Genomic DNA, 22,430 nt, shown 5'->3' on the forward strand with positions numbered 1-22,430 from the left:
TGGGTTTGATATAAATATCAAACCGCCCTACACATATTTGGTTTGTCGAAACAATGTTCAGTTTTCAAAGGTCTACCTTGCCAACGACTTACTCGCCGTGACAACTTTTAAAGTATAGCATGTCGTCAAAACCCTGTCAACAACTTTTCAAACATCTTTTTGAATAAATATCGACGTTTTGAGAAGCCGGTGAATAAATATTCTTAACAACACATCTAACTATATCAATAATTAATTAGACCGTCAAGCCTTTTATTGAATTATCGGTATGGCGTTGATGCCTCATCATCGACCGTGTTTCCACGAATTGACAACAAAAAATAGTTTACCAATATCTGACCAAATGGTCAAGAACAAAATGAATAATTACTTGAATTTCTTCCACCAGGCCACCAATACCACCTAAAAAAGCGCCAACCCCTGCTATATACAGGAATCGACGCTTCAACCGAACAACAACCACCTATTTCAACTCTGGTGCATCCGTCTTGTAATCAATATTCTTATTACCGTTCTTCGACATGACACTGGTCTTCTCTTTCTCCTGTGCCTCTGCCAATTTCTCCATTGCTGGCTTTAACTTGTACGTAAAGTCAGTCTTATTCACCTTCGTAAAGCCCTTAGGCGTGTAGAACCGTAGTAAGTCACCATAGATAACCCGATCAGACAGAGAGAGTTCAGTTGTCACATGGTTCTGCATCTGATCAACGGCCTGCTTTTGCTTAGCCGTTAACGTCAGGACTTTCCCCGTCTTAGTATCATAGACAGTACTTCCCAACTTGGTATACTTCGGTGAAACGAAATTCCCGTTTCGAAAGGCAACCGTCTGGTTCCTATTCTTAGCCAATAGGTCTTGGCCAAACTGAATCGTATCCGTATTCTTCACACCCAACAAGTCTAGTAACGTTGGCAAGACATCGATCTCCCCACCATAGGTATGACTGATGCCACCCTTGAGCCCCTTAGCATGAATCATGAATGGAACCTTTTGGAATTGCGCAAGATCAAAGCTTGTGACCTTGTCCTTGCCTAATAGTTGAGCAATTGCTGCCCGGTGATTATTAGAAATCCCATAATGGTCCCCATAGGCCACAATCACACTGTTCTTGTCGAGTCCAGCCTTCTTGAGGTAGCTCAGGAACTCAGCGAATGCCTGATCCAAGTAATGGGCTGTCTGGACATAAGGATCCACCGTCTTATCCCCAGTCTTGGTAGCAGGGAAATCCGTGTTCTTCTTGTCCAATTCATATGGATAATGGTTGGTCAACGTAATGAGCTTCGCGTAAAACGGCTGTGGTAATTGATCGATATACTTAGCCGACTGTTTGAAGAAGATCTTGTCCTTCAAGCCATAACCAACACTGTACCCCGGTTTCTCGGTATAGTAACTGGAGCTAAAGAAGTACTGGTACCCCCATGACTTATAGGTATTGTCCCGGTTCCAGAAACTTGGCACATCCCCATGGAAAGCCGCCGTCGTGTACCCCGCCTTCTGACTCAACAACGCTGGTGCCGCCTGGAACGTGTTCTGTGTCCCATAGGTCGTCATCGCTGACCCTTGAGGGAGTCCAAACAGAGAGTTTTCTAGCATCATCTCAGCATCCGAGGTCTTCCCCTGGGCAACTTGATTATAGAAGTTGTCATACGACAACGTGTTCTTACTATGATAGAACTTGTTCAGAGTTGGGGTAACCTCCTTACCGTCCACCTTGTAATCCAGTAGGAACTGCTGGAAACTTTCCAGGTGAATGATGAAGACGTTCTTCCCCTTCTCCTTGCCATAGTAAGAGACATTCGGACTTACCTGATTTTGTTTCAGGTATTTCCGGACACTCTTCATATCACTAGCGTTCGCACTCGCCCGCGTGGCACTTTCCTTCTGCGTTTGATAGGCATTGAACGCTGCATATTCATTGAGACCCAAGTATTTAACAATATAGTTATTATCAAACGTCCGCGTCAACAAACCGGAACGGTCAGCATTGGCCATCCCAAATTCGGCAAACATCAAGCCAAACGACAACACGGTGATCGACAGCGCGTACCGACGTTTGAACGGCCGTGGGTCAATTCGAATCACATGCATCACCAGTAACACGATCAAAATAACGATATCGACGTAAACAAAGAAATCATAGACATGGGTAATCTGAGCCAAACTCTTTCCCAGATTATTGCCAACGTCACTAGACCCCTTCATAATCCCAAAGGACAAGAAGTCAGAAAATTCACGATAATAGAGGATATTGGCAAAAATCCAAGTGGATTCTAATACATTGATGATAAGCATCAGCCAATAAGAGAGTCTGCCCCTAAAGTATAAAGCAATCCCGAAGACCAATAAGGTAGCCGGAATCGGGTTAATGAAGAGCAAGAACTGTTGTACGCTGCCCTTCGCGCCTAAAGAAAATTCAGTTTGATAGGCGATGTAAGTCTTCACCCAGAATAAGACGACAACTAACAGGAAGAACCCCATACGGGTATTCAGCCAATTCGTCTTGTGTTTAAAAAAATTCGCCATGAGACAGCCTCCAGAAAATAATTAACATTACTACAGTATAGCTGATATTGGCGGTGAATCAATTCTTAGAAATAACCTTTGAAAAAATTCAACCTTTAGTCTATAAAAAAACAAAACTATGGAACCCATAGTTTTGTTAGTTATCCGTCAATAAATCAAATAATTCGATGGCTACTAAATCAATGTTATCGAATTCAAAAGTTGTTTCCGGATTGTGTTCAGTTAACGTGTAGGTGTGGGTTGCTTGGTTAAAGACGACCAAGGCTTGTTCCACGCCTTCTTTTTCAAAACGACGGGGCTGTGGCTCGTCGGTGGCATCTTCTTGCATCGCCTTAAGACGATTGATGATACCAATCAGTTGAGATTCTTCCATGGTTAATCCCCTTTCTAGCTTCAAATCAATTTTACCAAACTTAGGTCCCGTTGACACGACCTATTCGATAAAAACTCAGCCATTTGGTAAATTATCTTTCTCGATCACCTTATCAGGACGCATGACCATCGCCACGAGCCCCGCTAACATGCCCAAGTAGTAGGTCAATAGCCGCCAAAGAATCATTGCGAGCACCAATTTACTATTTGAAGAAATATAACTCCTAAAAATCATTTCAAAACTGTATTCCGCGCCACCGGAACCCCCAGGGATTGGAAACAGTGAGATGACCATGACAATTAAGATATGCAGACTGGTCACCATAACAATATTCGCCGAGGTATAGCCCAGTGCCAACATGATGAAGTATGGAATCAGATAGTAAAACATCAGTTGAACAAATGTAATGCCAAAGACTCGTAACATCAGCTTCCATTGGCCACTAATGCGGACACTTTCGGCATAGAACGAATCGATCTTGCCGTTAATGTTGTCTTCCATCCGGCTGAATCGATCAGCCTTCATCACCCAGCGCATAGGGGTCAACACGACCTTCACCATCTTCTTGGTAAAAGCATGCCAGAACATCACCATGAGTAACCCGACGATGACTGCCAAATGAATCGTGAAACCAAAGACAACCAGCCAGGCCAAGGCATGTAACTTGTCCTGAATGCTGTGAAAGCCAATCACCAAGGCAAAAAGAAAGTTGATGACAATCATCGATTGGTAAACCACGAACTTCATCAGCAGGACGGAGCTAGCCTTACCGGCGTCTACCCCAGTCTGCATGAGTGCAATCAGTTGGGCGGGTTGGCCACCCGATGAAAATGGCGTAATCCCATTGAATAGTTGCTCAACCATTGGGATTCGGATGGCATCTTTAAAAGTAAAGCCCTCAATTCGGTCCGAGATAAAGACCTTGACGATAACCCCTTCCAACGCCAGGTAGGCCAGCATACAAAGCACGGCCACCCCGAACCACCAGAAGTTAATATGAACAAAGTCATCGACTAAAATTGAAAATTTAATGTCACGCATTGAAAAAGCCATAATGCCAATGCCTAAGAGTAACATCAACGCTAAAACCCATTTATTTCGTCGTGACATTCAGTTACCCCTCTTTTGCCTGTTGCTGATAAAATTCCCGCCAGATATCGGTCAGGTGCTCCTCGGAATAGCGGTCAGCCGCCTTGATGCTGCGGTCGTGCCAATGGGCCATCGCCGCCGCATCCGTTGGCAATTCATGCAACAAGTCATTCATTTCTGCATAATCTTTGGCCGGTGCGTAATCGCCACTAATAATCGCGTGATAGAGCTCCAGGTCACGAAGCATGACGGGTGTTCCCGTGCTAAATGCCTCCAACACAGACATTGGAAACAATTCATTAAACGAGGGCAATAAAAACAGGTCGGCCAGATTATAATAATCCACTAGTCGATCACGGTCGACAATCCCCGGGAAACTCAAGTTAGCCGGTGGATCGTCCACAACCTTCTTCAATTTTGCATAGCCATCCGTCATTCGACCAAAGGAAAAGCCACCGGCCCAGATAAATTGTAGATCCGGATTCTCACGCGCCAGCTTAATGAAATCAAACAGGCCTTTACGCTCCTGAATCTGACCCGTTCCCAGAATGGTAAACGTCTGCGGATCAACGTGATATTGTTTCCGTAACGCTAGCTTACGTTCCGCATCAACCGGGTAAAATTCTTGGCGGCTGACAAAGTTGGGAATATAGGTCACCTTCTCCTCCGGAATGCCATAAGCCACCAGCTTCGGAATGAAGGTGGGATTAACCACCACGATATGGTCCATCCGCTTGTAAAAGGCAATCACATATCGATAAAAGATCGCCCGAAACGGCTGGGGAATGGTCAAACTTCCCTCTAGTGTCTCTGGCAAAAAGTGAACATAACCAATCTTACGGCCACGTCCCGGAAGAAATGTGGATAAGTAGTAAGAGAAGTTAATGGTATGGTAGTGCGTTAAGTCCGCGCGCCCATACTTGTTAACGGTCACCGAGAACTCCTTGGTCAGGCGCGTACGCAGTAAATTCATCAATTCATTATAGGCACTACCAACACCCTGTCCCTTAACGGAATCAGCTGCGGAAAACATATTGATTTTTAACATCCAATAACTCCTCTAATTACTAAAGTCTGGTGAATCCTCATGCGTCCGTTCATAACTGGTCTGAGCATCCTGATAAAACGCCAGGATATGCTGGCCAAAGGTATCCGCTGAGATCTCTGAAAGCTTTTGGGCCAAGAGATCAGGGTCCTGTTCTTCATCCCCATGAAGGAGATAATCAACGACATTGGTAATCATGGTCTCGGGGTCCTTAAAGGTCACCCCAAGCGCCCGACTAGATAACAATTCATCCGTATAGGGGCTCGTCATCACCACGATCTTGGTCCCGGCCGCCATCGCCTCAATATAGGTTAACCCTTGCGATTCCGAGTCGGACGAGGATAGGAAGACATTCGCCATATGATAGTAACGAAAGACTTCATTGTTATCAACCTCACCCGTAAACGACACGTGGTCATCCAACGCCATCGTCTTCACTTGTTCCTCGAGATCTTCTTTAGCCGGGCCATCCCCAACAATGAGCAGCTGAGCGTTGGGAACCTGTTCCAAGATTTTAGGCATCGCATTGATACTTTCAGAAATGTTCTTTTCATAGGCTAATCGACTGAGGGACAGAATAACTGGCGTCTCGTCATCGAAGCCCAACTGACGTCGTAGGTCAGCAGTGTCCGGTTGTTCGTATTGATGGAGGTTAACCCCCGTTGGAATAACCCGGATTGGTGCCTTAACACCATAATCAGTTAAGGTCGTTAATACCCGGTCACTTGGGGCGACTACACCCGTTAAGTGATAACAGAAGGCCAATGTTCCCTGCTTAACGTGAACGGGCTTCAAGATTTTCCCATTAGCCACGTAATGCAAATAGTCCTCATACATGGTGTGATAAGTATGTAAACAAGGAATCTCCAGATTCCGCGCCACAAACTTCCCGATCCAGCCCATCGAAAACTCGGTTTGCGTATGGACCACATCCAGATTTAATTCCTTAGCGATTTGGTACGCCTGAAACAGTCCCCTAACTGCAATACGGCGTTCTGTAAACGACACGAACGGGATGCTTTGAAAACGAAAGACGTTTCGCTCATAAACATTTCGTTCTACCTGTGGATCGGTGGTAGTAAAGATGTAGACCTGGTTACCCTGCTTCTCCAACTGATCCCGCAACGTTTTAATCGATGTTGCGACCCCACTCACTTGAGGGAAATAGGTGTCCGTAAATATACCAATGTTCATCGCCAATCCCCCTTACTTTTAAACGTTCTTATGACTACTAAATCGGTTCATAGCATACAATCAGTACAATTATATGGGTTTGCCAAGTTGATTGCAAACCTCAACGCCAATCGCTAGGAAAAATAAAAGAGTCGTTAACCAGTCAGTAACGACCGGTCAACGACTCACGTTCGGTTTCATTTATTCACTCATAGACTATGAAACGATGCCAGGAACGGCAGCCTGCACCATCGTCACGACTTCCTGGCTCGTGCTAGCCGAGTTCAAGGCCGTTTCTGCTAAAGCTCCCAGATCGGCAGCGGTCAGCTGACCAATCAGCTCCCGCGTCTTTAGGATTGTTCCAGCACCCATCGAAAACTCGTCCAAGCCCATCCCCAACAACAATGGAACGGCTATGGGGTCTCCAGCCATTTCGCCACACATCGCTACGGGAATTCCCGCAGCATGTCCCGCCGAAATGACTTGGTTAATCAGGCGCAAGACGGCTGGATGATAAGGCTGATAGAGATACGCCACATCCTGGTTAGTCCGGTCTGCGGCCAAGGTATACCCAATCAGGTCATTGGTCCCGATACTCATAAAGTCGGCCTCCTGGGCAAATCGATCGGCCAACATGGCCGCGGCCGGTACCTCGACCATCATCCCAACCTTAATCTCACCCAACGGCACCTGCTTAGTGGTAAGCTTCGATCGCTCATCATCATAGATCGCCTTTGCCTGACGGAACTCGTCAAGCGTGGCAATCATCGGAAACATAATCCGGAGATGGCCGTACGCCGAAGCCCGCAATAACGCCCGCAACTGGCTACGGAAGATTTGCTGGTGCGCCAAGCTCTGACGGATCGCTCGCTCCCCAAGGAATGGATTTGCCTCGGGATGCTGATGCAGATATGGCAACGGCTTGTCGCCACCAATATCCAACGTCCGAATGACCACCGTCTTAGGCGCTAAGGCCTTAACAACCTCGCGATACACATCAAACTGTTCATCTTCGGTTGGCAACTTGTCGCCATTCATATAGAGAAATTCCGTTCGCATCAATCCAACGGCCTCAGCACCATTATGCAAGACGCTAGGTAAATCACTCGCATTCCCAATATTAGCCGCCAGCGTGACGCCGCGACCGTCCTTGGTTGTCGTCTTATGGTTTCTAAACGCCGCTAAGTGGTCCAGATTTGCCTGGCGATCGGCCATGGCCTGTTGTGCCATCTGCCATGTCGCCGCATCCGGTTCGATGGTCACCGTGCCTTGAGTTCCATTAATCACCAGCTGGTCCCCCGATTTAACGGCCTGGGTCACCGTCTGAGTTCCCACCACGGCAGGAATATTCAGCGACCGAGCAAGAATCGATGAATGCGAGGTCCGTCCGCCAACATCCGTCACAAACCCGAGAATGAACTGCGGATTTACTGAGACCGTATCGCTAGGGATGAGATCATGGGTAACAACAATCACCGGTTGGTCGATCAGGGCCAGGTCTGGCAACGACACTCGAAGCAGGTGAGCTAACACACGCTTGTTAATATCATGGAGATCCGTCACCCGTTCCTGCATATACGGATTGTCGGTTAATTTTTCAAGCGCCGTCTCGTATTGGGCGACAGCACTGGCCCAAGCGGACTCCGCATTGACCTCTTCCTTGCGAATGGTCTGGTCGACCGTTCCAATGAGTTCTGGGTCCTGGAGCATCGTTATATGGGTACTAAAAACCTGGGCACCATCAGTACCCAGGCTTTTAGTTGCACGCATTTTGATCGTCTCGACGTCGGAGACTGCTGCCTCAAGGGCCTGATGGAATCGTTCCAATTCGTTATCAAGATTTGATACCTGCTGTCGCTGGAAGCTAAGGTCCGGTTCAACTAGTCGGTAGGCCCGACCACAAACCAAGCCATCACTTGCGGCAATTCCCTTGAGATTCACAGTCATTAGTCAGACAAGCCCTCTTTTTTCAGCGTTTCGGCAACGGCGTTCATCGCATCCGCTTCGTCTTCACCATCAGTCGTGATTGTGATTTCGGCATTTTGACCAACACCTAATGACATAACACCCATGATGGACTTTAAGTTAACGGACTTGTCTTGGTACTGCAAGCTGACTTCTGAGCTGAACTTGCTAGCAGTTTGAACTAACAATGTTGCTGGACGTGCATGAATACCCGTTTCTGCTGTAACATGAAATTCGCGTTTTTCCATAATTGATCGATCTCCTTTAAGCTTAGGTTGAATTCTATCTGGTCGTGATACTCCCTGACCTTGCGCATTGGCCAAACAACCATTCCGAGTATTACGCCTACTCATTAAGAATATCAATCTCACCTCTAAATTACAAGCGCATTGTGAAACGCTTACATCAAAAAAACTTATTGATCGCTGTTTCCGGCTTCATAATCATAATGATAAATAAGTTTACCGCCCTTTTCAGCCTGGCCAATCACCCGTTTACGGGTGTCGAAGGCCATAAAGGCTTTTTGAAACTCGGGAAACTCCTCCGGTGTGACTTCAAATGTTGATAATTGCTTGTCCTTCAGTTGATTCATGAGGGCTGTAAAATCCTTTGCCAAGTCGCCACTTCCTTTTCTATCAATACCTTATTTTACGGTGAAAAACACCAACGGTCAAAAATTTTTAATGTTTCCAAGAAGTCTGTTTAGCATTCTATAGGATAGAGTGCTAAAATAAGGGCGTTCGTGAGTAAAACCCACGTGGCGCCCCGTTTTATTGGGGCAAGCTAAATACTTGCAACCCTGCCGGACCGCGCTATAATGTAATCAATGGTCAAGAAAGGTCAAACTATTCTTGACAGTCGCGGGCAACTGCGATAACTTTCCGGCACGAAAGGAGACGACAAGATGCTATGTCAAAATTGCCACCGCAATGAAGCCACTATTCACCTCTATATGAGTGTTAATGGGCAGCGGCAACAAGTTGACCTGTGCCAAAATTGCTATCAGCTGCTGAAGCAGCAACAATCAAACGATTCTGGAAATGGAGGTGGCCGTATGGCACAAGATCCATTCGGCTTCGGTAACCTGGACGATATCTTCCGGGCCATGCAAGGTGGTCAGGGGTCGCCTAACGATTACCGGCAAGCAGCCGCACAAAATAACCAGCCAACACAGCCTGCGGGCAACCAAGGCTCTGGGAATAATGGCCTGCTCAATCAATATGGGTTGAACCTGACTCAGTTGGCCAAGGACGGTAAAATTGACCCGGTCATTGGCCGGGACAAGGAAACTGCCCAGGTCATTGAAATCCTTAACCGTCGGACCAAGAACAATCCAGTTCTGATTGGTGAAGCCGGGGTCGGTAAGACGGCCGTGGTTGAAGGATTAGCAGAACGTATCGTTGAAGGTAACGTTCCGCAAAAGCTTGAAAATAAACAAATCATCCGTTTGGATGTCGTTTCACTGGTTCAAGGCACCGGTATCCGGGGCCAATTTGAACAACGGATGCAACAATTGATGAAGGAAGTCCAGAGCAATCCGGACATCATTCTGTTCATCGATGAAATCCATGAAATCATGGGCGCAGGTAACGCTGAAGGCGGGATGGACGCTGGTAACGTGTTGAAACCAGCTCTTGCCCGGGGCGACTTTCAATTAATTGGGGCCACCACTTTAAACGAATACAGAGATATTGAAAAGGACCAAGCGTTAGCCCGTCGGTTCCAACCCGTTACGGTTGATGAACCGAGCGCCGATGAAGCCATCAAGATTTTAAAGGGCATCCAAAAGAAGTATGAGGATTACCACCATGTCCACTACGCTGACGATGCGATTGAGGCTGCGGTTCGGTTATCCGACCGCTACATCCAAGACCGCTTCTTACCCGACAAGGCCATCGACTTACTCGATGAGGCCGGGTCACGGAAGAACTTGACCATCAACGTTGCCGATCCAAAGGCCATTGATGAAAAGATCAAGAGCGCCGAGGACCAAAAACAAGCCGCCCTTAAGCAGGAAGACTACGAGAAGGCCGCCTACTACCGCGACCAAGTCACGAAGTTGGAAAAGTCTAAGGAGTCCGCTAAGAACGCCGACGCCACCACTTCGGCCGAGGTCACGGTCAAGGACATGCAAGACATCGTGGAAGAAAAGACCGACATTCCAGTTGGCGAATTACAGGCCAAGGAACAGCATCAACTTAACAGTTTGGCTGGCGACCTGGAGAAACACGTCATCGGTCAAAATGAAGCCGTTGATAAGGTGGCTCGAGCCATTCGGCGTAACCGAATCGGTTTGAACGGTACCGGTCGACCAATTGGTTCCTTCCTCTTCGTTGGCCCTACTGGGGTTGGGAAGACCGAGCTTGCCAAGCGGTTAGCCAATGAACTCTTTGGATCTACCGATGCCATGGTTCGTTTCGACATGTCTGAGTACATGGAGCCACATTCAATTTCCAAGTTGATCGGGTCACCACCTGGCTACGTCGGCTATGAAGAAGCTGGACAACTGACGGAACAAGTTCGCCGGCACCCATACACGTTAATCCTGTTGGACGAAATCGAAAAGGCCCATCCAGACGTTATGAATATGTTCTTACAGATTCTTGACGATGGTCGCCTGACTGACTCGCAGGGCCGGACGGTTTCCTTTAAGGATACGCTGATCATCATGACCAGTAACGCTGGGACCGGTGATGCCGAAGCCAACGTTGGTTTCGGTGCTGCCGCCGAGGGAACAACGCACTCAGTCCTCGGTAACTTAACCAACTACTTCAAGCCTGAATTCTTAAACCGTTTTGACGACATCGTTGAATTTAATTCCTTGTCTAAGGATAACCTGATGCACATCGTCGACCTGATGATCAACGATGTTAACACCATGTTGGCTGGTCAAGGCATTCATATCCATGTCACGGAACCCGTTGAAGAACAACTGGTCACTAAGGGCTACAACCCAGCAATGGGTGCGCGGCCACTGCGGCGAGTTATCCAAGAAGAAATTGAAGACCGCATTGCGGACTACTACCTGGATCACACGGATACCAAGAACCTCGTTGCCCGGATCGAAGATGGCAAGATTGCCATTGCCGCCGACAACGATGCAGCGGCACCCGTTACGGACTCAGATAAAGACTAAACAATTTTTAAAGAGACAGGACGTTGGTCCTGCCTCTTTTTTATTGGTCATTTCTAAATCGCTTTCAGTAAAATTGCCTCGTGGCCGCGGATTGCGGTATACTAAAAATAATAAACTACCTAGGAGGTGAAAGGTCATGGCATTCTTTAACTGGTTACGGCAAATAATTGCCCCACGAAATAACGCCGTGAAGCACCGGCCTCGTCATGCGACGCATCGGCCTAGCCAGCCTGAAGTCCAACCTTCCCCTCTCCCAGCAACACCCGAGCCAGCAGCCATCGTCCAGCCAGTCGAACCCACCGCTCCCCGGCCCGAACCCGTTAAATTAGGGCCAGCGGCCACCCTCGTGGTTCGGCTGGTCGATCAACGCGATCGGCCCTTACAGCCGGCACTCATCTTGACGGGGTATCAATTTGGCCCTGTTCACGGCGAAATTCCAGAGATTGAAGGCTATGTTCTCGTCGATATTCAGGGATTCACCCAGACCTTTCTTGCTGAATATGGCCTCATGACGCTGACGTATGCCAAGGAGCAAGGACAACCGCTGTTAACCTACTTCCTGGATTACGATAATGGTCACCTGCTTAGAAAGCCTGAAATCAAGAAGGGGTTGCTTGGTGCCCCCTACGCTTCGGTTCCGCCAGAATTTCCTTTTTATCGAATCTTTCAGGCCCACGGGGATCATAAGGGCCATTATTCCCGGCAATCTAACCAAATGACCTATTTTTATCGCCGCAACGATTGGGAGACCGTCCAACAGGTTCACCAGTTCATGGAGCTTCTGGTGGATCACGTGATCTACGACGCCCCGGCAGGTGAGCCCTACAGCTATCAATTCCCGGCAACCTCCATCTGGCGGGTCTTCACCATTATCACTCGACAAAATCATGAAAAATGGTTAAATCTGGGTGGTGCGCAGTGGATTCCGATGACCGATGTTGAACGACGCGATGGTCCTATCCGTCCCGAACTCCCTCACCGCACCTGGCAGCCAGAACCCTATGACCGGCTGGGGATTGTCGACTATGTCGCCCATCAGGCCGTCACCGTCTTCGAGGAACCCTATGGGGCATCCAATGGTGAAATTGAAAATGGCGCCACGATCGAAATTCGCGGCCGCATCATTGATGACCAACAACTCATCTGGTATCAGATTGGGCCGGACACCTATATCAACGCCCGGTACACCCGACTGCTACCAACAGCTACCAACAGCTACCATTTAGAATAATTTCTTTAACCTAAAAAACCACCAGCAATCATTTAAAATGATTGCTGGTGGTTTTTAATTGGCCTTAAAGGTTCTTATCCATGTTGAAGGTTAACTTCGACAGGTTCAAGCCCTCTTCGATTAGTTCATTGGTAAACTTAGTGGTATCAGCCTTCATCGCTTTAACGATCGCATAGTTTTGCGCAGTTAAGTAAGCGGTTAGGTCATCCCCAGATAACGTCTTAGCGTGGGCCTGCGTGGCGGCCACGTGAGCCCGGAACGTTTCCTTGGCAGCCGTGATGTAATCCGTATCCCGTTCGATGAAGTTGCGGTAATGAGATTCAACAATCATCGACAGCTTACGGTACATCCAGTAGGCACTCTTGTCATCCAAGTGAACGGGCGTGTCACTATACGATGGGTCTGTATCCGTCGCGTTGGCGAAGAATGGCACGTATGGTGAGAACGCTGGGACACCAAAGCATAACCACATGATGGCAGCACTGGCTGCGGGCACATCGTTACGAATCTGTAAGACGTGGGAATTTTGGGTCCGGTTCATGGAGATTGGCCGGAACTTCTTCCGGTCGGCTTCACTCCCCTGACCGAATGGATCATAGGGCGTTTCGTTGTAGTGTGAGCTCAAGATGTATTCAACATCTTCCACGCTGATCTTGTGACTGGTCCGGCAAATGAATGGCAGGTCACTGGATTGTGGATCTTGGTCGATCTCTGGATTCAAGACCCGTTGGCCAAACCAAACCCGTGGCGTGTTGTAATGCCGATCCTTTTCGTTGCTGGTACCGAAGATATGCCGGAAATTCCAGCCATTCTGATCCGGATTCAAATGGTTAACCTTAACAAAGTCCTCAATGCCTTCAGAAAACATGAAGTTATCGGGATCGTCAAAGGTAACCTGTTGAATGGCAACTTGGTTAGCAGCGATGGCGTAGGCATCGTCTGGAATACGTTGGGCAACCCAGTGGTGGCCAGTGACAATTTCCATATACCACACTTCGTCGTTGTCAGAGAATAAGACCCCATTGCCTTCAGGTGACCCGTACTGCTTGATCAGGTTGCCCAGGTAACGAACACCGTCACGAGCAGAAGTGATGTAAGGCAGAACGAATGTCTGCAGTGAATCTTCGGCCAAGCCATTGGCCACCAAGGGATCACAGGCTAAAGCTGCCGGATTTCCATAAACACTTTCGGTGGCACTCATGGCAACGTTGTGGTCGTTAAAGCCACTTTCGGCATAGACCCCTTCCTTATCGACTTCCACGTTAGGGGTTGCCTGATAACGATAACCGTCATGTGGAATTGGGGCCGTGAACCCATTTTGGTTAGAAACCCAAGTCCGATCTGGCTGATCATGCTCAGCGGGATGCATAACGAATCGTTGAGGTGTCAGGGGTAAGAACGTATCGTCATTTCTGGCAATCAAGGTTGACCCATCAACCGTTGCCTGTTTGCCGACTAATACGGTCGTACAAGCAGATAAATGTTTTGCAGCTTTCATTTATTGACCACTCCTTTTAATTTCCTACATGCAATAGTGTACCTCTTTTACGCGGTTCCGACTAGTTTCGGTTTTTTCATCTATCGGGTGCTAAATGGTTACACATTCAAGAAAGTGTTGACATTAATCCCGAATTGCTTAAAATAGAGTTGTATTCAATTGAAATGGCTTTCATTTGGATCATCTTGTGAAAGAAGCTTCAAAGTCAAAATCTTGTTTTGGGAGGCAACATATTATGAAAGTCACAGTTGTAGGTTGTACGCATGCAGGAACCTTTGCCATCAAGCAAATCCTGGCAGAACACCCAGACGCTGAAGTCACCGTCTACGAACGTAACGATGTCATTTCATTCTTATCCTGTGGTATTGCCCTGTATCTTGGCGGCAAGGTCGCAGACCCTCAAGGCTTATTCTATTCAAGCCCAGAAGAACTTAAGGGCTTAGGGGCCAATGTTCAAATGAACCACAACGTCCTAGACATCGACCCAGATGCTAAGACGGTCACGGTGGAAGACTTAAACAGCCACGAAAAGACGACCGATACTTATGACAAGTTGGTCATGACCTCCGGCTCATGGCCAATTGTTCCTAAGATTCCTGGGATCGACAACGCTAAGGTTAAGCTTTGCAAGAACTGGGCCCACGCTCAGGCCTTGATCGAAGACGCCAAGTCCGCTAAGCACATCACCGTTATTGGTGCTGGATACATTGGTGCTGAATTGGCAGAAGCCTACTCCACGACCGGTCATGACGTGACCTTGATTGATGCCATGGATCGGGTGATGCCAAAATACTTTGACAAGGAATTCACGGATGCCATCGAACAAGACTACCGGGACAATAACGTTCAGTTGGCCCTGGGTGAAACCGTTAAAAGTTTCGATGATGCCGGCAATCGGTTAAAGATCACCACCGACAAGGGCAGCTACGATACTGACCTGGCCATCCTGTGCATCGGATTCCGGCCAAACACCGACCTCTTAAAGGGTAAGGTTGACATGGCTCCTAATGGCGCCATCATTACGGATGATTACATGCGGTCATCCAATACCGACATTTTTGCCGCCGGTGACAGTGCCGCCGTTCATTACAACCCAACTCACAAGAATGCCTATATTCCACTGGCAACCAACGCCGTTCGCCAAGGGATCCTCGTTGGTCAAAACTTGGTTAACCCAACGGTAAAGTACATGGGAACGCAATCAACCTCTGGCTTGGCACTCTACGGCAAGACCATTGTTTCGACTGGACTAACCTTAGCCGCTGCTGAGGACCAAGGAATTAAGGCTGATCAAGTGATTGTTAAGGACAATTACCGGCCTGAATTCATGCCTTCGACAACGCCTGTCCTGATGTCTTTGGTCTTTGACCCAAGTACTCACCGGATCTTAGGTGGTGCCCTGATGAGTGAATACGATGTTTCTCAATCAGCCAACACCCTCTCCGTCTGCATTCAAAACGAAAACACAATTGATGACCTGGCCATGGTTGACATGCTCTTCCAACCTAACTTCGACCGACCATTCAATTACTTAAATATTGTGGCCCAAGCTGCCCAAGCCAAGGTGGCTAAACTCGACGCTGTCGACTAAGCATCTTGACCAACACAAAAAAACCGACCAATTGGTCGGTTTTTTTGTGTCTCAGACTAACAAGCCCTAGTCACTTGCCCAGCTCCGAGGCCTAATGTTTTTTATCGTACATGCCCTAGTCTAGGATGGCACATCGTTTAAAGTCCACGTTAATTTGGCTTCATAGTCGCCGTGAACGGCTGCGCTATTGAGTTCCAGCATCAACCCCTGGTCATCGTCCCAGTTGCCGGCAACATCGGTTAAATCATCACCATCCGTGGCCGTCCCGGTCCCAACGGTCGTGGCAACGTCCGTTATGGGGGTCTGGTCGCCACCATCAAAGTAGAACAGGTTTCCGGCTAACTTAGCCCCATCGGACCGTTTGAAATCCGTCCCGGTCACCTGTAGACTCCACTTGGCACCAGCCTCACGAGTGTCCAACACCTCAACCTGCCACCCCTTTAGGCGACGAACCTTCTGCTTCGTACCGGTCAGGGTGGTGTCGGCAAAGGCACCCGTGCCATCGCCAGTCTGCAATAACAATTGCCGGTTAACATCGATGGTATAAGTCACTTCGTTCGAAACGTTGCCAAACGGGTCTCCAACCACAAAGGTCAGCTGATTGCGCCCCGATTTTAGCTTGGCAGCAGGAACCGTTACCGTAAAAATCCCACTGTCATCGCCCTCGCCTTCAGGAATTTGGAAGCTCGGCAGATCCTCGCCATTAATCTTAGGCTTGACGGTCATGTCAGAGTTTCCCAGACCCAATCCTTCCGGAATCACCACTAGCCCCCGCATGCTAACATCCTTACCCGCTTCGACCGCTGTACCTGAACCGGATAGTGAGAGAGCATACAATTCTAACGTTGGATTTAAGACCAGCGAAGGTGTTGAGGTGGTGACAACCCCGTTCACGGCAGCAAACGTGCTGACACTAGAATCGATCGGCGTGGCGCCCTTAACATCCTCCGCCTTCCCGGTGAAGGAAATCACGGCGGACTTGTTGGTGTCCGAGAGGGCCTCCGTTAGCGTGTAATGCACCTTGTTATCACTGAGATCATCCAGGCTAACATCGGCAGTGGTCCCATCGCTATACGTAATCTTGGCCGACTTGTAGTCGATATGATCGGGTAGTTGAATCTGAGCATCAACGTCCTTCCACGTCTGCTTTCCCTTGAGATAATCCAGTTGATAGTCGACTTGCACTTGATGGGTTCCCATCAGGGATTCCCCGTCGCCGACGGTCTTGCCCGTCGTCGTATCAGTGACCTTGGTCTTAGCCGTCGCGTCGACCAATCCGGGAACCTCTTCAAAGAGCACTAAGTTATTTTCATAACTCTCACCAGTGGCCCCCGTGAACCCCCAGCGAACCTTGTTGGTTCCCTTAGGGTCAATCTTGGCGAGATCTAAAGGCACCGTTTGGGTTGTTCCCGTCTTTTCCTCGCCAGTATTCGGGTCCTTGTCATCAAAGGTGTACGTCATCTCCTGGGCCTTAGCCGACCAGTTCAAGCTTAAATGATGCCACGCCCCGTTGGCTAGCATCGTGTAGTCCCCACTGATAACCCCTTCGTGGGCCTGCGTCGCATAGTAACCAACCCCATAAATAGGAATGTAGGTGACTGTTCGGACCATCTCATAGGTTTCCGGTGCTCCTGGATAATTGCTGGCAATGTGTGGCCCCTTAATCGAAACGTCAAAAGAGTCCGCATCGCCAGAATTACCATAACTGGTCGAGTTGTTTAAATGCGTATCAAACTCCAGTGCCCAGCTATTTTGAATGGCCAATGAGGCAATGGTCCCCGGGTCAGTGTTCTTACGGTTGTTGTCGACGCCCCAAACCCCCAAGGTTTCACCGGAGATGGTCTTGCCGAACTTTGGCGAGGCCGCCAGGCCATTCTCGTCATTTTGGAAAACCAGTGCCATGCCGTCGGCGGCCTTTTTCCCGGTATTCCCAAAATACATCCACATCGAGGCCGAGTGATCCTGGGTTAAGTCGAAAACGTTTTCATTAGTAGACCATAGGGCCCCGAATTGCTTCTTCCCATTGTTCACCCGCGCGGCCTGCGTCCCCTTGACGTTGGGATTGGTCACGTCGACCACTTGGGCCTGGTTGTTACCTGCGGTTCCCGGTGTAAAAACATTCTCGAGGGCAATCCCTTGAGGGGCGGTCTTCAGTGCCTGGTCGTAGTCAGCATCGGCCCTGGCCACAGTGCCTCCTGCGCCCATTACCCCTAAGCTCACTAGAATGCCCAACCATACCTTCAGTTTCATCACAACCACCCCTCTCCGTCCCATAAAATGTTGTGGGACTTAATCAAGTCGTCATCTTTCTCCTACAGGCATAGTAGCATATATTAAACTATCAATTGATAAAACATCATTTTTTGACGTTAATTCTTTGAATTTTGACTACAAAAAAAGCCGCCCCTTATGGGGACGGCTACACTATTATAATTTAGACGTTAGTTCAACATCAGGATACTTGTCCTTGAACCAGCGTTCTGCAAATTGATTTTCGAATAAGAAGAGTGGTTCCCCCTGGTTATCCTTAACCAACAGATTTCGGGACGACGACATCCGTTCGTCGAGCTGGTCGGGATTAATCCACCGAGCCGTCTTCTTACCCATTGGTTCCATAATCACTTCCGAATTGTATTCATTCTGCATCCGGAACTGGAAGACCTCAAACTGCAGTTGACCAACCGCACCCAGGATGTAATCGCCAGTCGAATACGAGGTGTACAGCTGAACAGCCCCCTCTTGAACCAGTTGATTAATCCCTTTGTGGAAGGACTTTTGCTTCATCACGTTCTTCGCCGTGACCCGCACAAAGAGTTCTGGCGTGAATTGTGGTAACTTTTCAAACTTGATCGACTGCTTGCCGGTGTAGATGGCATCGCCAATCTGGAAGTTACCGGTATCATATAGCCCAATAATGTCCCCGGCGACCGCCGTTTCCACATTTTCCCGGGTATCAGCCATGAACTCCGTCACGTTGGACAAACGGAGTTTCTTCCCCGTCCGTTCCTGCATAACATCCATGCCGCGATCGAATTCCCCGGAACAGATCCGCACGAAGGCAATCCGGTCCCGGTGATTAGGGTTCATGTTCGCTTGAATCTTAAACACAAAACCTGAGAATTCTGGATCGGTCGGCTTCACTGTATCTCCAGCCTCGGTCGTGTGTTCGGCTGGCTTAGGCGCGTACTGGAGATAGGTTTCTAGGAATGTCTTGACCCCAAAGTTCGCCAAGGCTGACCCGAAGAACACGGGCGTCTGGTCCCCACTAGCAATCTTGGCCTCGTCAAAGTCGTTACCGGCCTCTTCAATCAATTCCATATTATCACGGGCATCTTGGTACCAGCCGTCGTTTTCCAAGTCGTTGGGTTCGGCGAGATCACCCGCCTCGTCCAAAGGAAGGTATTGTTCGCCATCGGCATCGGCCCGGTACAGGGCAACGCGATGATGATGCCGGTCGTACAGGCCCTTCAATTCCTTACCCATCCCAATGGGCCAGTTCATGGGATAACCCTCGATGCCCAAAACGTCTTCCAATTCGGCAATCAGGTCCATGGGATCACGACCATCACGGTCCAATTTGTTCATGAACGTAAAGATCGGAATGCCCCGCATCTTACAGATTTGGAACAGCTTCTTGGTTTGGGGTTCAATCCCCTTGGCGGAGTCAATAACCATGACCGCAGAGTCCACCGCCATCAACGTCCGGTACGTATCTTCGGAGAAGTCTTCGTGTCCTGGGGTATCCAGGATGTTAATTCGCTTACCTTGATAGTTGAATTGCATCACGGAACTGGTAACGGAGATCCCCCGCTTTTGTTCAATTTCCATCCAGTCGGACTTGGCGAAGTTGCCACTCTTACGAGCCTTCACGGTCCCGGCCTCACGAACCACACCACCAAACAACAATAATTGTTCCGTGATGGTCGTCTTCCCAGCATCGGGGTGAGAAATGATGGCAAAGGTGCGTCGTTTGTCGACCGCTGGTGCTAAAGTTTTTTCACTCATAGTTTATCCTCACAAAAATTTATTTTCGGTTTAATTAATTTTAAGTCTTTTTATTTTTTACACAGCGCTTTGATTTTAACACACTTGACCCAACAATTCACGGTTGCTACTAAGCCCATCCCGTAATTGGTTATTTCGTGGTATGATAGAGGAATGAAGTTTATCAATTAGAAACGGGTGAAAGTATGTCGGCTAGTTCTGAAGCCATCCTGATCGAAAGTTTGTTTGGACTGGGAGCACTGATTGTTATCGGTGGCCTAGTCACCTTGGTTATCGCCCGCAAGCGGCAACAGACGCTGCGTTCGCCGATGACCATTATCATCTGTGGCGCCGGAATCGCCATCATCGCGATCCTGCTCAACGTCTTGATGTTTAAGACTTACGACAACGTGCGGCTTAAAAAAAATCAGTATTATGAAGCCACCAGCCTAACCAGCAACATGCGGCAATCGTTGGCTAGCTCGCGAAGCGCGAACCAACCGGTGGCACCAAACGACAAGAAGGCCAGTAAGAATGTGACCTATCTGGTTAAACATACCAATCAAACGAAAACGGCTCTTAAACGGGCCCAAGATGCCCAACAACAGTTGGAAACCAAGCGTCATCCCGATATTCAACGCATTCATCGGGATTATCGGGTCGTCCTTCAAAGTTACTTCGATAAGATCGTCACCGGCAAGGACGCGGATCGCTTAACCAAACACGCCTATCGGCAAGTGCTTCATTTCAATAAAAACGCCTGAGAGACAATCTCAGGCGTTTTTTGCTAACCATTTTTCTGAATTTGTTGAATCACGTAGTTGACAATCTTCAGGGAACTTAACCCATCATCAATCGAACAGAAGCGCCGATAGAAGGCCATGAACTTCTTATTGTCACTCATGTCTGGCGTAGCAAGCTTGTCGCCGATCAACGATAAGAGTTGATCTTCATTCTGGGCAATCTCACCGGGCAGGTCCTTCTCGTAATCGAGATAGAAGCCCCGTAATTCATCCTTATACATATGATAGTCATAAGGATAGAACAGGATGGGCCGCTTCAAGTAAGCGAAGTCGAAGAAGACGGAAGAGTAATCCGTAATCAACATATCACTAATCAAGTAAAGGTCAGAGATATTGGGGTGGTTGGAGAAGTCGAAGACCACGCCTTCGTACCCACTAATATCCAAGGCATTGGAGATCAGGTAGTGCATCCGTAGGACCAGCACCGTGTCATCCCCATACTGCTTCCGAAACTCATCCAGTGAGAATGGCAATTCGAAGGTATACTTCCCCTTCTCGGCAAACTGGTTATCCCGATAAGTTGGGGCGTACAAGACCACCTTCTTATCCAACGGAATCCCCAACTGTTGCTTCAACGCAGTCACATCATCCGGCGTACTGTTAATCAGTTCGTCGTTCCGTGGATAACCAACCTTCAGGATCTGGTTGTTATAACCAAAGGCCGACCGGAAGATCCGTGTTGAATAGTCGTTAGGTGAAACCAAGGCGTCCCACCGATTGGCCTCACGCACGAAGTTCACGTGATACTTAGCCGTGGTTGTCCCCGGCATCGACACGTTTTCGATGTCCAGCCCCAACTTCTTCAATGGCGTCCCATGCCAAGTCTGGATGTAAGTCAGGTATTGTGGCTTCTTAACCCATGATGGGAACCGGGCGTTACTAATCCAGAAACTGGCCTTCCCAAGAACCCGCACCCACTTAGAGGTCCGCCGAATGACATATGAAATATCATTTTCCTTACAGAAATGTTTCTGCGAGCGGTCAATGGACCAGATAAAGTTAAACCCGGGATACAGTTGTTTAAATAAGAGATAAATCGCATAAGGTGAATCACTGACCTGGCGTCCACCAAAGCTTTCAAAGACAATCGTTGGTTGGTCATATGGCCGATGACCCCGCCTGAATAACCGGCGCATGTAAACCAAGTTGGCCTTATCCATCAACGTGCTCAGGATGCGGGTTACCCCACCGACCTTACCAGGAACGGCAGCAATTCTTTCGGGAACGGTTAGTGCGGCCGTCTCTTGGACGCGAATACCGTTATCATACCGTTTCTCAAGCATGACCAGCCGATGGCCAGCCGTAATGGTTTGCGTGACCTGTCCGGCCAAAGATTGGGACATAACGACTCGTTGCTCAAGGTCCTGACCATTCACGGTCGACCGAATGAAGAGTTGTTGCGTGGTATCCATGGCCAGGTCAGACAAGGGGATGACCCCTAGAAACAGCCCATGTAGGCTCATGTGAGTAATGGGCCATTCTGCCGTGCTGTCGGCCGAGGTGTTCTTTAACACCAGTCGCTGGTTTTCGATCGGCTGATTGTTAATCCGACTGGGACCAGTAATCTGAAGCTGATCGTCCTGCAAGTTAATGGCCTTGATCGTGAATTCATTGTCGGCCTGCTGAGTATGCATATTGAAAACGGCCATCCCGTTGGCATCGCTATTAACTTGATAATAGCTGGTCAACGTCAGTTGATGCCGATCACTCAGGTATTCACTCTCGACCTGAATCAGCCCGCGAGTATGTTGTTGACGAAGGTTCAGATACATTTCCCAACTGAACTCGCTCTGGCTCCCTGCCTGGTACTGCAAATCGTTTGCATCCACCTTGATCCGCACAACGTCCGCACTAACGGCCTTGCTAATCGGAATCGTGAGAGAAGCCTGCGATTGCTTTTCCAGGAAGGTGACGGCTAAATCGTCAAAGGGTTCCGGAACGTCAATGAGTTCCAGTTCCAACTCCTGTATATTCTTTTTATGATGTAATCCAGATAAAATCGCACGCACGATGGAAAAACT

Annotated in this window: 16 protein-coding genes; 4 read left to right on the forward strand and 12 right to left on the reverse strand. The window is 48.5% G+C overall.

Annotated features, from left to right (window positions below; translation table 11 throughout):
* Window positions 1-463 precede the first annotated feature (463 nt).
* The 8 genes from EKM96_RS01555 to EKM96_RS01590 all read right to left on the reverse strand — a co-directional run bounded on the left by EKM96_RS01555 (window position 464) and on the right by EKM96_RS01590 (window position 8,782).
* A complete protein-coding gene (locus EKM96_RS01555) occupies window positions 464-2,521 on the reverse strand; it encodes an LTA synthase family protein (RefSeq protein WP_125638827.1) in 2,058 nt (685 codons plus the stop codon).
* Window positions 2,522-2,657: 136 nt separating this feature from the next.
* Window positions 2,658-2,894 carry a YkuJ family protein gene (locus tag EKM96_RS01560; protein WP_011668252.1) on the reverse strand — a complete coding sequence of 79 codons (237 nt, stop codon included), beginning with the start codon at window positions 2,892-2,894 and terminating at the stop codon, window positions 2,658-2,660.
* A gap of 75 nt (window positions 2,895-2,969) precedes the next feature.
* A complete protein-coding gene (locus EKM96_RS01565) occupies window positions 2,970-4,004 on the reverse strand; it encodes a lysylphosphatidylglycerol synthase transmembrane domain-containing protein (RefSeq protein WP_125638830.1) in 1,035 nt (344 codons plus the stop codon).
* A 4-nt stretch (window positions 4,005-4,008) separates the two neighbouring features.
* Window positions 4,009-5,031, reverse strand: coding sequence for a glycosyltransferase family 4 protein (locus tag EKM96_RS01570; protein ID WP_125638832.1), 1,023 nt, complete (start codon window positions 5,029-5,031; stop codon window positions 4,009-4,011).
* A gap of 12 nt (window positions 5,032-5,043) precedes the next feature.
* Window positions 5,044-6,222: a glycosyltransferase family 4 protein gene (locus EKM96_RS01575; RefSeq protein ID WP_125638835.1), complete on the reverse strand. Its 1,179-nt coding sequence runs from the start codon at window positions 6,220-6,222 to the stop codon at window positions 5,044-5,046.
* Between the two features lie 195 nt (window positions 6,223-6,417).
* Window positions 6,418-8,148, reverse strand: a complete 1,731-nt coding sequence (ptsP, locus tag EKM96_RS01580) for a phosphoenolpyruvate--protein phosphotransferase (protein ID WP_125638838.1) — start codon at window positions 8,146-8,148, stop codon at window positions 6,418-6,420.
* The gene (locus EKM96_RS01585) at window positions 8,148-8,414 is read right to left on the reverse strand and encodes a phosphocarrier protein HPr (RefSeq protein ID WP_125638841.1); all 267 of its coding nucleotides are present in this window, start codon (window positions 8,412-8,414) and stop codon (window positions 8,148-8,150) included. The genes ptsP and EKM96_RS01585 overlap by 1 nt, the downstream gene beginning before the upstream one ends.
* A 167-nt stretch (window positions 8,415-8,581) precedes the next feature.
* Window positions 8,582-8,782: a hypothetical protein gene (locus EKM96_RS01590; RefSeq protein ID WP_125638844.1), complete on the reverse strand. Its 201-nt coding sequence runs from the start codon at window positions 8,780-8,782 to the stop codon at window positions 8,582-8,584.
* A 288-nt stretch (window positions 8,783-9,070) separates the two neighbouring features.
* Between EKM96_RS01590 and EKM96_RS01595 the strand changes: the two genes are divergently transcribed.
* Together EKM96_RS01595 and EKM96_RS01600 are read left to right on the forward strand one after the other, a co-directional pair.
* A complete protein-coding gene (locus EKM96_RS01595; protein WP_125638847.1) occupies window positions 9,071-11,302 on the forward strand; it encodes an ATP-dependent Clp protease ATP-binding subunit in 2,232 nt (743 codons plus the stop codon).
* A 136-nt stretch (window positions 11,303-11,438) separates the two neighbouring features.
* Window positions 11,439-12,533 carry a MucBP domain-containing protein gene (locus EKM96_RS01600; protein WP_125638850.1) on the forward strand — a complete coding sequence of 365 codons (1,095 nt, stop codon included), beginning with the start codon at window positions 11,439-11,441 and terminating at the stop codon, window positions 12,531-12,533.
* Between the two features lie 64 nt (window positions 12,534-12,597).
* Here EKM96_RS01600 and EKM96_RS01605 read toward each other — a convergent pair whose 3' ends face one another.
* Window positions 12,598-14,031 carry a C69 family dipeptidase gene (locus tag EKM96_RS01605; protein WP_125638853.1) on the reverse strand — a complete coding sequence of 478 codons (1,434 nt, stop codon included), beginning with the start codon at window positions 14,029-14,031 and terminating at the stop codon, window positions 12,598-12,600.
* A 235-nt stretch (window positions 14,032-14,266) separates the two neighbouring features.
* Here EKM96_RS01605 and EKM96_RS01610 point away from each other — a divergent pair, with 235 nt between their 5' ends.
* Window positions 14,267-15,622 carry an FAD-dependent oxidoreductase gene (locus EKM96_RS01610; RefSeq protein WP_125638856.1) on the forward strand — a complete coding sequence of 452 codons (1,356 nt, stop codon included), beginning with the start codon at window positions 14,267-14,269 and terminating at the stop codon, window positions 15,620-15,622.
* Between the two features lie 120 nt (window positions 15,623-15,742).
* On the opposite strand, the gene EKM96_RS01615 is transcribed toward EKM96_RS01610, so the two are convergent.
* Window positions 15,743-17,872: a lectin-like domain-containing protein gene (locus EKM96_RS01615; protein WP_125638859.1), complete on the reverse strand. Its 2,130-nt coding sequence runs from the start codon at window positions 17,870-17,872 to the stop codon at window positions 15,743-15,745.
* Window positions 17,873-18,049: 177 nt separating this feature from the next.
* Window positions 18,050-19,627, reverse strand: a complete 1,578-nt coding sequence (locus EKM96_RS01620; protein ID WP_125638862.1) for a peptide chain release factor 3 — start codon at window positions 19,625-19,627, stop codon at window positions 18,050-18,052.
* A gap of 185 nt (window positions 19,628-19,812) precedes the next feature.
* Here EKM96_RS01620 and EKM96_RS01625 point away from each other — a divergent pair, with 185 nt between their 5' ends.
* Complete coding sequence (locus EKM96_RS01625) at window positions 19,813-20,370, forward strand: hypothetical protein (protein ID WP_125638865.1); 558 nt, start codon at window positions 19,813-19,815, stop codon at window positions 20,368-20,370.
* A 23-nt stretch (window positions 20,371-20,393) separates the two neighbouring features.
* On the opposite strand, the gene EKM96_RS01630 is transcribed toward EKM96_RS01625, so the two are convergent.
* Window positions 20,394-22,418: a CDP-glycerol glycerophosphotransferase family protein gene (locus tag EKM96_RS01630; RefSeq protein ID WP_125638868.1), complete on the reverse strand. Its 2,025-nt coding sequence runs from the start codon at window positions 22,416-22,418 to the stop codon at window positions 20,394-20,396.
* Window positions 22,419-22,430: the final 12 nt, after the last annotated feature.

Source organism: Levilactobacillus tangyuanensis (genome assembly GCF_003946545.1).
In the GTDB taxonomy this organism is placed as follows: Bacteria; Bacillota; Bacilli; order Lactobacillales; family Lactobacillaceae; genus Levilactobacillus; species Levilactobacillus tangyuanensis.